The organism is Streptomyces sp. NBC_00846, from assembly GCF_045207325.1.
Classification (GTDB): Bacteria; Actinomycetota; Actinomycetes; order Streptomycetales; family Streptomycetaceae; genus Streptomyces.
Map to the genome: position 1 here is coordinate 3,651,502 of NZ_CP108846.1, position 14,967 is coordinate 3,666,468.

Below are 14,967 nucleotides of genomic sequence, written 5' to 3' on the forward strand. Positions count from 1 at the left end.
GCCCGACGCCGGACTGTCAGGCGCCGAGGCCCCGCCGCCCTCGGAAGGCCCCGCGTCCACCGAGGCCCCTGCGTCCACCGGCGCAACGCCCAACGATGCGGCGTCGACCACCGGGAGCGGGTCGGACCTGTCGTTACCAGCCGTCATGGGGTCTCGTTCTCGTCCGCCCACCGGATGGCCAGCGCGGCGGCCTTGCGGGCGGCCTCGGTCACCGCTGCCGGGCCGTCGCCGTCGCTGCTCGCCTTCGCCGCCGCGTACCCGACGAGGAACGTCGTCAGGGGCGCGGCGGGACGGGCGACGCCGTGGGCGGCGTCACGGGCGAGATCGAGCAGGACGTCGGTGTCGACGTCGAGTTCGATACCCAGTTCGTTCTTGACTGCGTTGATCCATTCATTCAGCACGGTTCCATGCTCTCTGATACGGGCCCGGGCCGACGCAATGTCCTCCCAGGTGTCGCAGTCGAAGGAGGCGAGGGGGCCTGCTTCCACTCGGGCAAGATCGAGCTCGTTCGTCAGCAACCGCAAGGGAAGCCCGGACAGAGCGCCGTGCTCGGTGGCGATCAGGGCGAGCTCGCGGCGCAGCGGTTCGCCACGGTAGACGGCGACGAGAGGCTGATCGCGACCGTCCTGGTCGGTGCACAGGGCCCCGTCCCGCCGACCATCACGAGCGGCGGCCAACAACGCTCCGACGGTGCTCTCCGCGAGGAACGGAAGATCGGCGGAGAGCACGAGAACCCATTCCGCGCCGGTACGCCGGACACCGGCATCGAGCGCGGCCAACGGGCCGCCGCCCTGCGGTTCCTCACGCGTCCAGGTCACGGCGCGCAGGGTGGGCCGACGCCCGCCCACCACCACGGTGGTCGAGGCGTCGGTGCAGGCCGCGAGCACCCGGTCGAGCAGCGCACGGCCACCGACCCGGATGCCGGGCTTGTCGGCGCCGCCGAGCCGCTTGGCGGCTCCTCCGGCAAGGACGATGGCGTCATACGCGGTCATGCTCCGAGTATGCGGGCCACGGCCCCCGCCGATCCTCCCCGGTCCGCAATCCGGCAGATCCACCGGGGAAGCAACGGGAGCCCGCAGCCGAATCCGCCTACAACGTGCGCAGGAGCACCGCCGGTTGTTCCACGCAGTCAGCCACGTAGCGCAGGAATCCGCCCGCCGTACCGCCGTCACAGACCCGGTGGTCGAAGGTCAGCGAGAGCTGGACAACCTGGCGTACGGCCAGCTCACCTTCGTGCACCCATGGCTTGGGCACGATCCGGCCGACTCCCAGCATCGCCGCCTCCGGGTGGTTGATGATCGGGGTGGAACCGTCGACCCCGAACACGCCGTAGTTGTTCAGCGTGAACGTGCCACCGGTCAGCTCTGCCGGGGTCAGCCTCCCCGCCCGGGCCGCCTCGGTCAGCCGGGCGATCTCGGCCCCGATCGACTCCGCGTTCCGGGCCTGCGCATCCCGCACGACGGGGACGACGAGGCCCCGCTCGGTCTGCGCCGCGAACCCGAGATGGACCTCCGGCAGCCGCACTATCTCCCGCGCTTCCTGATCCACCGTGGCGTTGAGCTCGGGGAACCGGGCCAGCGCCGCGGTGCAGATACGCGCCAGCAGGGCGAGCACCGACACCTTGGGCCCGGCCGCCGGACCACCGGCGCTGTTCATCGCGGATCTGGCTGCCATCAGCTCGGTGGCATCGGCGTCGACCCAGCACGTCGCATCGGGGATCTCTCGCCGACTGCGAGCCAGCTTGTCGGCGACCGCGCCCCGTACGCCGCGCAGCGGAATGCGCTCCACGGCCTGACCCGTGGCCCTCTGCGACGCCGACGGCCGTGCCGGAGGCAGCGACGTCGACACCGAAAGCGGCCCTTGTCCCGGCTCGGGCACCGGTGCCGACACGGGCACCTGGACCGCGTCCGGCGAAGGGGCCGCCGCCTCCTCTGCCGACGCCCTGATCGCGGACTCGACATCGGCACGCATGATCAACCCGTCCGGCCCGGAGCCCACCAGCTGCCGCAGATCGAGGTCATGCTGCCGCGCCAGCTTCCGCACCAGCGGGGAGACAACGGCCACCGGCCCCTTCACCGCATCCGGAGCGGGAACAGAAGCAGATGCCGCAGGCGCAGCCGTCGTGTACGCGGCAGCATGCGCCGCCACCGCCTCGGGCCGGACCCGTCGACGGCGTGCCACCGGCGCACCCGTCCCGTACCCGACCAACACATTGCCGGACGACTCCACCTCACCGGCCCCGTCTCCGGCCCCATCTCCGTCCCCGGAATCGGAACCGGAACCCGCCCCGCCCGAACCGGCCCCCGGCCTCACGGCCGCCACCACCGCCCCAGCCCCCGCACCTTCCCCTGCCCTCGAGCCCACCAATCCCGCAGACCCCAGGCCCCCCTTGGACCCCACAGCCACCGTCAACAGCGGTGCCCCGACCGGAAGTTCCACGCCCTCCTCGCCGAACCGCGCGGTCACCACGCCCCCATAGGGGCACGGCACCTCCACCATCGCCTTGGCCGTCTCGACCTCGACGACCGGCTGGTCGATGGCGACGACATCGCCGACCTCCACCAGCCAGCGCACGATCTCCGCCTCGGTCAGCCCTTCGCCGAGGTCCGGCAGCTTGAATTCGAGTACCTGTGGCATCAGCTCGCCGCCTCCCACTGCAAGCGGGCGACCGCGTCGAGCACCCGGTCCACACCCGGCAGATGGTGCCGCTCCTGCATCGGCGGCGGATACGGAATGTCGAACCCGGTGACCCGCAGCACCGGCGCCTCCAGATGGTGGAAGCAGCGCTCGGTGACCCGGGCCGCTATCTCGCCGCCCGGGCCGCCGAAACCGGAGGACTCATGGACGACGACCGCACGCCCCGTACGCCGCACGGAGGCGGCGACAGTCTCGTCGTCGAACGGGACCAATGAGCGCAGGTCGACGACTTCGAGATCCCAGCCCTCTGCCACGGCCGCCTCCGCGGCCTCCATGCAGACCGGCAATGACGGCCCGTACGTGATCAGCGTCGCGCTGCGCCCGGTCCGGCGGACGACTGCCCGTCCGATCGGTTCCACGGCCACCGGTGCCTCGGGCGACCAGTCCGCCTTCGACCAGTAGAGCCGCTTCGGCTCCAGGAAGACCACCGGATCGTCGGAGGCGATCGAGGCCCTCAGCAGCCCGTACGCGTCCTCGACCGTGGCGGGCGTGACGACGTGGAGGCCAGGCGTCGCCATGTAGTACGCCTCCGAGGAGTCGCTGTGGTGCTCGACCCCGCCGATCCCGCCGCCGTACGGCACCCGGACCGTGATCGGCAACGGCATGGCGCCGGCCGTCCGGTTCCGCATCTTGGCGACATGGCTGATGAGCTGCTCGAACGCCGGATAGGCGAAAGCGTCGAACTGCATCTCCACCACCGGCCGCAGCCCGTACATCGCCATACCGACGGCCGCGCCGAGGATGCCCGCCTCGGCCAGCGGGGTGTCCGTGCAACGGTCCTCGCCGAACTCCTTCGCCAGACCGTCGGTGATCCGGAAAACCCCACCGAGCGTGCCGACATCCTCGCCGAGGACGTGCACCGTCGGATCCTCGGCCATCGAATCGCGCAGCGCTCGCCCGAGCGCCTGCGCCATGGTGGCCGGCTTGGCCTTCGCCGTCCGCTCTCCGGCCGGCGCCGCTGCGGTGGTCATCGCCCGCCCTCCAGGTCGTTGTGGCCGTGCTGGTCCTGCTCGGCCTCCAGCTCGACACGCAAGCGGGCCGCCTGCTCCCGCAGTTGAGTGGTCTGTTCCTCGTAGACATGGGTGAAGAGGTCCATCGGTTCAAGCACCGGATCGGCGTTCATCCGCTCGCGCAGAGCTGCCGCCATCCTCTCCGCGTCCGCACGCGCGTCCTCGATCCCGTCGTCGCCGAGCAGTCCCCGTCCGGTCAGCTCCCGCTCCAGAAGCTGGATCGGATCGTGTGCACGCCACGCCTCCACTTCGCTGTCGACGCGGTAACGCGTGGCGTCGTCGGCATTCGTATGGGCGTCCATGCGGTACGTCACCGCTTCGACGAGCGTCGGCCCGGCACCGCTCCGGGCCCGTGCCACCGCCTCACCGAGAACTTGGTGCACGGCGGCCGCGTCATTGCCGTCCACCAGCCGGCCCGGCATCCCGTACCCCACGGCCTTGTGTGCCAGGGACGGAGCCGCGGTCTGCTTCGCCAGCGGCACGGAGATCGCGAAACCGTTGTTCTGCACGAGGAAGACGACCGGGGCCCGCCAGACGGCCGCGAAATTCAGCGCCTCGTGGAAATCGCCCTCGCTGGTCCCGCCGTCACCGACCATGGCCAGTGCCACCACGTCGTCACCCTTGAGCCGCGCCGCGTGTGCCAGGCCCACGGCGTGCGGCAGCTGAGTGGCGAGCGGGGTGCAGAGCGGGGCGATGCGGTGTTCGCGCGGGTCGTAACCGGTATGCCGGTCGCCGCGCAGCAGTGTCAGTGCCTCGACCGGGTCGAGGCCGCGCGCCACGGCAGCCAGCGTGTCGCGGTAGCTGGGAAACAGCCAGTCCCGCTCCTCCAGCACCAGTGCGGCCGCTACCTCGCAGGCCTCCTGCCCCGTGCTCGACGGGTAGACAGCGAGCCGGCCCTGCTTGGTGAGAGCGGTGGCCTGTGCGTTGTACCGGCGACCGCGCACCAGCTCCGCGTAGAGCCGCAGCAGCAACGCGGGGTCGGCATCGGCCACGGCGTCCGTACCGAGCACGCGATACGGCTCGGGGTCCGGGAGCAGCGGCGCGGGATCGGTGAGCGGCTTCCAGGCCGGGGGCGGCGTGGGCCGGTAAGCGGCCGCGCCGGGCAGCTCTTGGACCGTCATGACAAGCACCTCCTGGCATCGAGGGGTTTCGAGCGGCGTCTGTCGGCATCGGGGATCGTCCGATGCCGAGGGGTGTCGAAATACATCGAAATGTCGAGCGCTGTCCGAGGCGCGGATGTGCCGCGCCTCACCTACCGATTGTTCGGTCGCGAGCGCATTTTGGCTACAGGCGCCTTCAGGCTGTGGACAAACGGTTCTCCACAGCCTGGGATAGGGGCAGGTCGTCCAGGGCGAGGAGGCGCGGGCACATGTCAGCTGAACAAATGGCCGACGGGGGCGAGGAACCCGGCCAGGTTCCGCCCGCGCGCCCGCTGGACGCCGTCGACCGCGACATCCTGCGGTTGCTCCAGACGGACGGCCGCGCCTCGATACGGTCGGTGGCCGACCGCGTCCATGTCTCACGCGCCAACGCGTACGCCCGGATCAACCGGCTCATCGACGACGGTGTGATCCGCGGTTTCAGCGCGCGCGTGAACCATGAGCGGGCAGGACAGGGCGCCTCCGCGTACATCACGCTCAAGATCGTCCAAAATTCCTGGCGCACCGTGCGCGAGCAGCTCCAGGCACTGCCCGGGGCCACTCACATCGCACTCGTCAGCGGCGACTTCGATGTCCTACTGCTGGTGCACACCCCGGACAACCGGTCGCTGCGCGAACTGGTCCTGACCAGGATCCAGGCCATCCCGGAGGTGCTCTCCACCCGCACACTTCTGGTGTTCGAGGAGACGGACCTGGCCACGGGCCCGGCCAGACCCCCCGAGCTCACGTAACGAAACGAAGCGGACGGAAGGCGTAGCGGGATGAAATACGGACGCTCCGGGCCGAGACGGAACCTCCCGTTCACACCGCCCGAGATAGCGGTCACACCCAAGGCGCAGTCGCCCAGGCCTGCCCGCTCGTCAGCGTTTCAGCTCAGCGGGTGATCCGCTCAACGACTGGACCGCATCCCCTCAAAGGCCACCAGGACGAGCGTGTCCGCCAGCCGCTCACCATCGACGCCACCGTCCGGCTGCGGCCGGTACCACTCCACCAGCGAGTTGACCATCCCGAAGAGCAGCCGCGTCACCAGCCGTATGTCCACGTCGGAGCGGAGATCGCCATCCGCGACCGCCGCTCTGAGCAGATCGGTCACCCGGTGGTCGAACTCGCGTCGCCGCTCCATGGCCCAGCGCTCGGTCTTCGTGTTGCCCCGCACGCGCAGCAGCAGCGTGACATAGGGCAGTTCGGCTATCAGCACATCGACGGTGCGACGGGTGACGTACTCGACCCGCTCGATCGCCCGCCCCTGCGTAGCCCCCGGCTCGTCGAGAATGCCGAAGAGCCCGTCCAGCGCCCGGCTCACCGCACGGCGGAGCAGCTCCTCCTTGCCCGCCACATGGTGATAGATGGACGACTTGGAGATGCCGGCGGCCCGGGAGAGATGCTCCATGGACGTGCCGTCGTAGCCGCGCTCGTTGAAAACACGGACAGCGACGGTGAGCAGAGTCTCCGGGGTGTACGTGTCCCGCTTGGCCGTGGTCATGTCCGCGATCCTCCCCTACAAGTTGTCCACAGGTTTGGCGGGCCCCCTTGTCCCGACCGATCGTTCGGTTACTCTAACTCTGTCCGCCCGTCCCTGCCCAGCTCGATGAGGAGTTGGTCCGTCATGGCCGCCGAGCTCTCCCCGCACCTGTTGTCCGAGAAGCACCGCCCCACGCTCGACCAAGCCCTCGACGCGATCCGCACGCGCGCCTACTGGTCTCCGCATCCCGAGCATCCGAAGGCATACGGCGAGGGCGGCGCCCCCGGCAGCCTGAGTGCCGCCGAGGGCAAGGCCGCGTTCGACGCCGTACTGCACACCCGGCTCGACCTCGGCCAGCCGGGCACCGACGGCTGGACGGGCGGAGAGATCTCCCCGTACGGGCCGGAGCTCGGCGTCGAATATCCGCACGCCGACCTGGATGTCCTGCTGCCGGCGATGCGTACGGGCATGGCCGCCTGGCGTGCGGCGGGCCCCGAGACCAGGGCCCTGGTCTGTCTGGAGATCCTCGCGCGGATCAGCGCCAGGACCCATGAGTTCGGCCACGCCGTGATGCACACCAGCGGCCAGGCCTTCATGATGGCGTTCCAGGCGGGCGGCCCGCACGCGCAGGACCGCGGCCTGGAAGCCGTGGCGTACGCGTACGCGGAGCAGATCCGCACCCCGCTGAGCGCCGACTGGTCCAAGCCGCAGGGCAAGCGCGACCCGCTCCAGCTGCACAAGTCGTTCACCGCGGCGCCGCGCGGCGTCTCGCTCCTGATCGGCTGCAACACGTTCCCCACGTGGAACGGCTATCCGGGCCTCTTCGCCTCAATGGCCACCGGCAATCCCGTCCTGGTCAAGCCGCACCCGCGCGCCGTGCTTCCGCTCGCGCTCACGGTGCAGCTGGCGCGCGAGGTGCTCGTCGAGGCGGGCTTCGACGCCAACCTGATCGCTCTGGCCGCCGAACGGCCGGGCGAGGGAATCGCGAAGTCTCTCGCGGTACGCCCGGAGATCAAGATCATCGACTACACCGGATCCACAGCCTTCGGCGACTGGCTGGAGACCAACGCCCGCCAGGCCCAGGTGTACACGGAGAAGGCCGGCGTCAACAGCATCGTCCTCGATTCCACGGACGACTACCGAGGGATGCTTGCCAACCTGGCGTTCTCCCTCTCGCTGTACAGCGGCCAGATGTGCACCACTCCGCAGAATCTGCTGATCCCCCGCGACGGCATCACGACCGACGACGGCAACAAGTCGTACGACGAAGTCGTCGACGACATCGCCGCCGCGGTGAACGGGCTGCTGGGCGACGACGCCCGGGCGAACGCACTGCTCGGCGCCCTGGTCAACCCCGATGTGAAGGCCCGCCTGGAGGCGGCGGCGGAACTGGGTGAAGTCGCCCTGCCCTCGCGCGAGGTGGCCAATCCGGAATTCCCCGACGCCGTGGTCCGCACTCCCGTCGTCGTCAAACTGGACGGCACCAAGCCGGACGACGAGGACCACTTCTTGTCGGAGTGCTTCGGACCGGTCTCCTTCGCCGTAGCGGTTGACTCGACAGCCGACGCCGTGGAGCTGCTCCGCCGCACGATCCGCGACAAGGGCGCGATGACGGTCGGCGCGTACACCACCTCACCGGAGGTGGAGCGCGCGGTGGAGGACGTCTGCCTGGACGAGTCGGCCCAGCTCTCGCTGAACCTGACCGGCGGGGTGTACGTCAACCAGACTGCGGCGTTCTCCGACTTCCACGGCTCGGGCGGCAACCCGGCAGCGAATGCGGCCCTGTGCGACGGAGCGTTCGTAGCAAACCGCTTCCGCACAGTGGAAGTCCGCCGCCAGGCATAACCCCGCCTCGCTCTCCCGTTCTCCCGTCCCTCACGGAATCGTTCACCCCCGCCGCTTTCGGGCTTCTTTCCAGCCCTCCGGCGTTTGAGGAGCGGGGGTTCGGGGGGCGGAGTCCCGGTCACGGAAAGGGGCCGGGAGAAGGGGCGGGCAGGGCCGGCCCGCCTCAGGCGTCCCACCCACAGGCACCGCCACCCGGCCCACACCTACCCCGGAATATGCGCATAGCGCTGCACCCACGCATGCATGGCAATCGCAGCCGCGGCCCCCGCGTTGATCGACCGCGTCGACCCGAACTGCGCGATGGAGCACACCATCGCCGCGTGCTTGCGGGCCTCTTCCGTCAGTCCGGGCCCCTCCTGCCCGAAGAGCAGCACACACCGCCGCGGCAACTCGGTCCGCTCCAGCGGCACCGCGCCCGGCAGATTGTCGATCCCGATGATCGGCAGGCCCTCCGCCGCCGCCCACGCGGTCAGCGACTCCGTGTCGGGGTGGTGCCGTACATGCTGGTACCGGTCGGTGACCATCGCGCCGCGCCGGTTCCAGCGCCGCCGCCCCACGATGTGGATCTCCTTGGCAAGGAAAGCGTTCGCGGTGCGCACCACGGAGCCGATATTGAAGTCGTGGCCCCAGTTCTCGACCGCCACGTGGAAGTCGTGCCGCCGCAGATCAAGATCGGCGACGATCGCTTCCCGCGTCCAGTACCGGTAGGCGTCACCCACGTTGCGCCGGTCGCCGTGAGCGAGCAGCTCGGGGTCGTACCGCTCGTCCACGGGCCAGGGCAGCGGGTGCGGCCCGACGCCGATCTCCATTCCGAATCCGTCGTCGTACTGCATCGGTTCCGCGGCCGTACCAGGCTCTCCCTCCGGTACGGACGCGCCGGGCGATTCAAGCCCTGGGGACTCCTCGATCAGCGATTTGCCGCCGGTACTGCCGGTGCCACCAATGCCGCCGATGCTGCTGCCGCTCTCACTACTCACCCGACGAGCGTATGGCCCCCGTCGTCGCTGTGCTGCGGGGCCTCCTCGTCATCTGCGGCACGCCGCTGCCCCGGCACCTTGACCCTGCGCGAGAACAGCAGCTCCCGCCCGAGAGTCACGCGGCCGCCGAACCACACCAGGAAGACGGTCGGCAGGAAGACGGAGTCGGCGGCGATCATCGCCATCGAGAAGAAGGGCAGCCCGAGCAGCAACGCGATGCCGGCGTGCTCGCACATCATGGCGACGAGCAGGACATTCTTGACCCGCCGATTGAACAGGGTGAAGGGGAAGGCGACCTGAACAATGACCGTGCCGTACGTCAGCAGCATCACCATCACACCGCTGGACGCGAGGATGTCCGACAGCCCGGGCCAGGGTGTGAAGTAATCGAGATTGAGCGGGTAGTGCAGCGCCGTGCCGTCCTGCCACCGCGAACCCTGGATCTTGTACCACCCTGCCGTCGCGTAGATCACACAGACCTCGGCCGCGATCACGACGAGGGTCGCGTTGTGGACGAGGTTGGCGATGACGTCGAGCAAGGTGCGCGCTTCGCTCTCCGGTGCGCGACGATTCACGACCCACCAGGCGCCGTGGCCGACCCAGAGGAGCCAGAAGAGCACCGGCAGCCACGAGGTGCCGCCGAGACCGTCTGTCACGGTGGCCACCGTCAGAACCAGGCCGAGCACCACCCAGAGAACCGGACCGGCCACATCCCCCCGCACCGAACGCCTCTGACCTTCGACGTCCGCATCCACATCTGCACCAGCCGGCGGGCCCGGGGTGCGGCTCACACGACCCGCCCGCCCCGCACGAGCAGCACGCCGGGCATCCAACGACCAGACCTGCCCGCAACGCGTCAGCACGAGATAGATCGCCATCAGGTGGATGACGTTGTCGCCACCGTCGCCCAGAAAGATGCTGCGGTTCTGCAGGGAGAGCACACCGACCATGAAGAGGACCGATGTGGCGCGGGTGTGCCAGCCGACCATGAGCAGCACGGCGGAGAGCAGAGCCACCGCGTACACGGCCTCGAACCAGACCGTGCTGTCCGACCACATGAGCGTGGTGAAGGCTCGATTGCCGGATATGAGCTGCTGCGCCATGTCCCAGCGCCATGGGGCGTCGGGGCCGTACATCTCGTGGCGGTTCGGCAGTTCGCGCAGCAGGAACAGCAGGTAGGTGGTGGAGAAACCGATCCGGATGACGGCACTCTGGTACGGGCCGAGGGCCGAGGAGGTGATGCGCTGGATACCACGGGCGAGCTTGCGATCGAAAGTGGACGTAATCACTTGTCCGCTCCCTTGTCGCTCTCGGAGAGGTCTGCGTCGGTTACGGTCCACCACGGCAGCACCCGGTAGGACGGCTTCGTACTGATCCGTTCCTCGCTCCAGCCGGGCGCCGCGATGGACCGCACCTCGGAACGGATCTGGATGCGCTCTACGGTGCCGCCGTAGTCGTGCTCACCGAGGCGCCGCATCGCGATGCGGCGGATGTAGCGCTCGGAGAGCTCACCGCGCAGGCCGTTCGCCCGGTTCTCGTTGTCGTGGGAACTGACGTAGAAGTCCCAGCTGCGGCGCAGCTCGTTCTGATGGATATGGCTGGGAAGAAGATTGCCGCGTATCGCCTTGCCGTCCTCAGCGGAAAGGCTCATCCAGGGGGTGGTGCGGCGGCCGCTGGCGCCGGCTGTCTCGGCGCGTACGTGAACGGCCACGTTCTGCTGGAGCGGGTTCGGGGCGAAGAGCTTCCAGTTCTGTTCGAACTCTGGATAGATCCAGTCGTCGACCGCCTGGCCGTGCTGCTTGGTCAGCGTGTTGGAGGGGGCGACATGCAGAAACACCATGGCCAGCTGGCCGCATGCGAACAGCCCGATGACGGACAGCGCGATCGCGGCAACGATCTGGTACGGAAGGGACAGGGCAGCTATGCCGCCACGGAGACCCGAACCCGGCTCCTGACCGGTGCCGGACGGCGTGTCCTCGCCCTGCCCCGGCCCTGGTCCGGCGCTCCCGTTCCCGCCTCCGACAGCCCTGTCGTCGTACGAATCCATCCCGCCCCGATCCCCGTCGGCCCCCGGCCAGTTATCCACAGGGTTGACACCCTACGGGCCGCCGACTCACCATTGAAGGCAATGAACCGAACGATCGGTCGGTCGGTAGGGAGTCCGGGATGACGGCAGTGACTGCGGACCAAGCGGCGCAGGCAGGAACAAGCAGGCCTGCAGGGGCCGACGACGCCCTGGAGGCGGCCTTCGACGCCGCGGTGGCGGCAGACGAGCGCATCGAGCCGCGCGACTGGATGCCGGACGCGTACCGCGCCTCGCTGGTCAGGCAAATGGCCCAGCACGCCCACTCCGAAATCATCGGTATGCAGCCGGAGGCCAACTGGATCTCGCGAGCGCCCTCACTGCGCCGCAAGGCGATCCTGATGGCCAAGGTGCAGGACGAGGCCGGGCACGGGCTCTATCTGTACAGCGCCGCGGAGACCCTCGGCACCGGCCGTGAGGAGTTGCTCGACAAGCTCCACGCGGGCCGCCAGAGGTATTCATCGATCTTTAATTATCCGACGCTGACCTGGGCGGACGTCGGCGCGATCGGCTGGCTCGTGGACGGCGCCGCGATCACCAACCAGGTGCCGCTCTGCCGCTGCTCCTACGGCCCGTACGCCCGGGCGATGGTCCGCATCTGCAAGGAGGAGTCCTTCCACCAGCGCCAGGGGTACGAGCTGCTGCTCACCCTCAGCCGCGGCACCCCGGAGCAGCACGAGATGGCTCAGGACGCGGTGAACCGCTGGTGGTGGCCGTCCCTGATGATGTTCGGCCCGCCGGACGACGCATCGGCCCACTCGGCGCAGTCGATGACCTGGAAGATCAAGCGGCACTCCAACGACGAGCTGCGGCAGCGCTTCGTGGACATCTGCGTTCCCCAGGCCGAAGCGCTGGGGCTCACCCTTCCGGACCCGGATCTCCGGTGGAACGAGGAGCGTGGACATCACGACTTCGGGGAGATCGACTGGAAGGAGTTCCAGGAGGTCCTCAAGGGCAACGGCCCGTGCAACGAGCAGCGCCTCACCCAGCGCCGGCGGGCGCACGAGGAGGGCTCCTGGGTCCGGGACGCGGCACTCGCGTACGCGGAGAAGCACACAGGAGTACGGAACCCGGTACGGAACGAGGAGGCGACAGCATGAGCAGCTCGACCGATTGGCCGCTGTGGGAGGTGTTCGTGCGTTCGCGCCGCGGGCTGTCCCACACCCACGCGGGGAGCCTGCACGCCCCGGACGCGGAAATGGCCCTGCGCAACGCGCGCGATCTGTACACACGCCGCTCCGAGGGCGTCTCCATCTGGGTGGTCCCGTCCGCACAGGTCACGGCCTCCTCGCCGGACGAGAAGGACTCCTTCTTCGAGCCGGCCGGTGACAAGCCGTACCGGCACCCGACGTTCTACGAGATCCCGGAGGGGGTGAAGCACCTGTGACCGCGGCCATCGCCCTGGGCGACGACGCGCTGGTGCTTTCGCACCGCCTGGGGGAGTGGGCCGGCCACGCCCCCGTGCTGGAGGAGGAAGTGGCCCTGGCCAACATCGCCCTGGACCTGCTGGGACAGGCCCGGGTGCTGCTCTCCCTCGCCGGGGACGAGGACGAGCTGGCGTACCTGCGCGAGGAACGCGCATTCCGCAACGTCCAGCTGGTCGAGCAGCCGAACGGCGACTTCGCCCACACCATCGCCCGCCAGCTCTACTTCTCCGCCTACCAGCGCCCCCTGTACGAACAGCTGGCGGCCGGCGAGAGCCGGTTCGCCGGGCTGGCGGCGAAGGCGGTCAAGGAGGTCGCGTACCACCAGGACCACGCGGAGCACTGGACACTGCGGCTCGGCGACGGCACGGACGAGAGCCATGGGCGGATGCAGCGCGCGGTGGATGCCCTGTGGCGTTTCACCGGAGAGCTGTTCCAGCCCGTCGAGGGTGTGGAGATCGACTGGCAGTCGCTGCACAACGGCTGGCTGGAGACCGTCACCGCGGTGCTGGAGAAGTCCACGCTGACTGTTCCGGCCGGGCCGCAGTCCGGAGCATGGACGGCGGGCGCGGGCCGCCAGGGCATCCACACCGAACCCTTCGGCCGGATGATCGCGGAGATGCAGCATCTGCATCGCAGCCACCCGGGGGCAACATGGTGACCGAGACCCTCCTGAAGGAGGAGCTGTACCGGCTCGCAGGCTCTGTGCCCGATCCCGAACTGCCCGTGCTGACCCTGGACGAGCTCGGAGTGCTCAGGGGTGTGGACGTACTCGCGCCCGGCAAGGTCACCGTGCGTCTCACCCCGACCTACACCGGCTGCCCGGCGATCGAGGCCATGTGCTCCGACATCGAGCAGGTGCTGCATGACCACGGCATACCGGAGGTTTCCGTGGTCACCGTGCTCTCGCCGGCCTGGTCGACGGACGACATCAGCGCGGAAGGGCGGCGCAAGCTGGCCGAGTTCGGCATCGCACCCCCGCGCCCGCACGGCGCCACGGCTCCCGCAGGCGGCCCGGTGCCACTCACGCTCTCGGTGCGCTGCCCGCACTGCGGCTCGACCGATACGGAGCTGCTGAGCAGGTTCTCCTCCACCGCCTGCAAGGCGCTGCGCCGGTGTGTGACCTGTCGCGAACCGTTCGACCACTTCAAGGAGTTGTAGATGTTCCATCCGCTCCGGGTCCGCGCGATCGAACGGCTCACGGACGATTCGGTGGCCGTCGCCCTCGCCGTACCGCCCGAGTTGCGCGAAACCTTCCGTCACCAACCCGGTCAGCACCTCAATGTGCGCTACACCGTCGATGGCGAAGAGATCCGCCGCTCGTACTCGATCTGCTCCCCGGCCACCGCGGAACCGGCCGATCCGGTGCTGCGGGTGGGCATTCGGCTCGTCGACGGCGGCGCGTTCTCCACTTACGCGCTGAAGGAACTCGCCGTCGGTGATCTGGTCGAGGCGATGGCCCCGATGGGGCGCTTCGTACTCACGCCCCGCGCCGGACATTTCGCGGCGATCGTCGGAGGCAGCGGGATCACCCCGGTGCTGTCGATCGCGGCGACACTGCTGGCACGTGAGCCCGACGCCAGTTTCTGTCTGATCCGCAGCGACCGGACGGCGGTCTCGACGATGTTCCTGGACGAGATCGCCGACCTCAAGGACCGCTACCCGGACCGGTTTCAGCTGGTCACGGCGCTCTCCCGGGAAGAGCAGCAGGCAGGCCTTCCATCCGGCCGGCTGGACCGCGAGCGGCTCACCGAACTGCTGCCCGCACTGCTTCCGGTGGCGGACGTGGACGGCTGGTATCTGTGCGGGCCGTTCGGCCTGGTACAGGCGGCCGAAGGCGCGCTGCACGGCCTGGGCGTCGACCGGCCCCGTATCCACCAGGAGATCTTCCACGTGGACGACGGCCCGAACGCGCCGGCCCGCCCCCGGGCCGAAACGCCGGCTCACAGCAGACTCACCGCGACCCTGGACGGCCGCTCCGGCACCTGGCCGGTAGAGGACGGCGAATCACTGCTGGAGACCGTACTGCGCAGCCGCTCCGACGCTCCGTACGCGTGCAAGGGCGGCGTGTGCGGAACCTGCCGGGCGTTCCTGGTCTCGGGCGAAGTGCGAATGGACCGCAACTTCGCGCTGGAACCCGAAGAGACGGGCGCGGGCTATGTGCTGGCGTGCCAGTCGCATCCGGTCACTCCAGAAGTGGAACTGGACTTCGACCGCTGACCGCCGACCGGCCATCGCCGGCCACACCCCATGTCACCCGCCTCCACACCTCCTCCCGGCCTCCTCCTGTTCCCTTCTCATAGAACCTG

At 69.3% G+C, this 14,967-nt stretch carries 15 protein-coding genes; 7 read left to right on the forward strand and 8 right to left on the reverse strand.

Going from position 1 to position 14,967, the window contains the following annotated elements:
• Positions 1-143: 143 nt before the first annotated feature.
• The 4 genes from OG936_RS16780 to pdhA all read right to left on the reverse strand — a co-directional run bounded on the left by OG936_RS16780 (position 144) and on the right by pdhA (position 4,828).
• A complete protein-coding gene (locus OG936_RS16780) occupies positions 144-992 on the reverse strand; it encodes an NTP transferase domain-containing protein (protein ID WP_406495640.1) in 849 nt (282 codons plus the stop codon).
• A 97-nt stretch (positions 993-1,089) separates the two neighbouring features.
• Positions 1,090-2,637 (reverse strand): dihydrolipoamide acetyltransferase family protein, encoded by a 1,548-nt coding sequence (locus OG936_RS16785; protein WP_406495642.1) that lies wholly within the window; start codon positions 2,635-2,637, stop codon positions 1,090-1,092.
• Complete coding sequence (locus OG936_RS16790) at positions 2,637-3,668, reverse strand: alpha-ketoacid dehydrogenase subunit beta (protein ID WP_406495644.1); 1,032 nt, start codon at positions 3,666-3,668, stop codon at positions 2,637-2,639. Before OG936_RS16790 ends, OG936_RS16785 begins: the two co-directional genes overlap by 1 nt.
• Positions 3,665-4,828 carry a pyruvate dehydrogenase (acetyl-transferring) E1 component subunit alpha gene (gene pdhA / locus OG936_RS16795; protein ID WP_406495646.1) on the reverse strand — a complete coding sequence of 388 codons (1,164 nt, stop codon included), beginning with the start codon at positions 4,826-4,828 and terminating at the stop codon, positions 3,665-3,667. The genes OG936_RS16790 and pdhA overlap by 4 nt, the downstream gene beginning before the upstream one ends.
• A 263-nt stretch (positions 4,829-5,091) precedes the next feature.
• On the opposite strand from pdhA, the gene OG936_RS16800 reads away from it, so the two are divergent.
• Positions 5,092-5,598 carry an Lrp/AsnC family transcriptional regulator gene (locus tag OG936_RS16800; RefSeq protein WP_266752295.1) on the forward strand — a complete coding sequence of 169 codons (507 nt, stop codon included), beginning with the start codon at positions 5,092-5,094 and terminating at the stop codon, positions 5,596-5,598.
• A gap of 158 nt (positions 5,599-5,756) precedes the next feature.
• Here the strand turns inward: OG936_RS16800 and OG936_RS16805 are convergent, their stop codons facing one another.
• Positions 5,757-6,350: a TetR/AcrR family transcriptional regulator gene (locus tag OG936_RS16805; RefSeq protein WP_362192630.1), complete on the reverse strand. Its 594-nt coding sequence runs from the start codon at positions 6,348-6,350 to the stop codon at positions 5,757-5,759.
• Positions 6,351-6,473: 123 nt separating this feature from the next.
• On the opposite strand from OG936_RS16805, the gene paaN reads away from it, so the two are divergent.
• Positions 6,474-8,174 (forward strand): phenylacetic acid degradation protein PaaN, encoded by a 1,701-nt coding sequence (paaN, locus tag OG936_RS16810; protein WP_406495648.1) that lies wholly within the window; start codon positions 6,474-6,476, stop codon positions 8,172-8,174.
• Between the two features lie 203 nt (positions 8,175-8,377).
• On the opposite strand, the gene OG936_RS16815 is transcribed toward paaN, so the two are convergent.
• The 3 genes from OG936_RS16815 to OG936_RS16825 form a co-directional block, all read right to left on the reverse strand.
• Positions 8,378-9,007: a TrmH family RNA methyltransferase gene (locus tag OG936_RS16815; RefSeq protein ID WP_406500477.1), complete on the reverse strand. Its 630-nt coding sequence runs from the start codon at positions 9,005-9,007 to the stop codon at positions 8,378-8,380.
• Between the two features lie 140 nt (positions 9,008-9,147).
• A complete protein-coding gene (locus tag OG936_RS16820; RefSeq protein WP_406495649.1) occupies positions 9,148-10,440 on the reverse strand; it encodes an HTTM domain-containing protein in 1,293 nt (430 codons plus the stop codon).
• Positions 10,437-11,198, reverse strand: a complete 762-nt coding sequence (locus tag OG936_RS16825) for a DUF5819 family protein (protein ID WP_406495650.1) — start codon at positions 11,196-11,198, stop codon at positions 10,437-10,439. The genes OG936_RS16820 and OG936_RS16825 overlap by 4 nt, the downstream gene beginning before the upstream one ends.
• Positions 11,199-11,317: 119 nt before the next feature.
• Here OG936_RS16825 and paaA point away from each other — a divergent pair, with 119 nt between their 5' ends.
• The 5 genes from paaA to OG936_RS16850 are packed head-to-tail and all read left to right on the forward strand — an operon-like array spanning position 11,318 to position 14,878.
• A complete protein-coding gene (gene paaA / locus OG936_RS16830) occupies positions 11,318-12,334 on the forward strand; it encodes a 1,2-phenylacetyl-CoA epoxidase subunit PaaA (protein WP_406495652.1) in 1,017 nt (338 codons plus the stop codon).
• Positions 12,331-12,621, forward strand: a complete 291-nt coding sequence (paaB, locus tag OG936_RS16835; RefSeq protein ID WP_266747273.1) for a 1,2-phenylacetyl-CoA epoxidase subunit PaaB — start codon at positions 12,331-12,333, stop codon at positions 12,619-12,621. The genes paaA and paaB overlap by 4 nt, the downstream gene beginning before the upstream one ends.
• Entirely contained in the window at positions 12,618-13,319 is a 702-nt protein-coding gene (gene paaC / locus OG936_RS16840) for a 1,2-phenylacetyl-CoA epoxidase subunit PaaC (protein WP_406495654.1), read from the forward strand. Before paaB ends, paaC begins: the two co-directional genes overlap by 4 nt.
• A complete protein-coding gene (gene paaD, locus OG936_RS16845) occupies positions 13,313-13,819 on the forward strand; it encodes a 1,2-phenylacetyl-CoA epoxidase subunit PaaD (RefSeq protein ID WP_406495655.1) in 507 nt (168 codons plus the stop codon). Before paaC ends, paaD begins: the two co-directional genes overlap by 7 nt.
• On the forward strand, positions 13,820-14,878 hold the full coding sequence (locus OG936_RS16850) for a 2Fe-2S iron-sulfur cluster-binding protein (RefSeq protein ID WP_406495656.1): 1,059 nt from the start codon (positions 13,820-13,822) through the stop codon (positions 14,876-14,878).
• Positions 14,879-14,967: the final 89 nt, after the last annotated feature.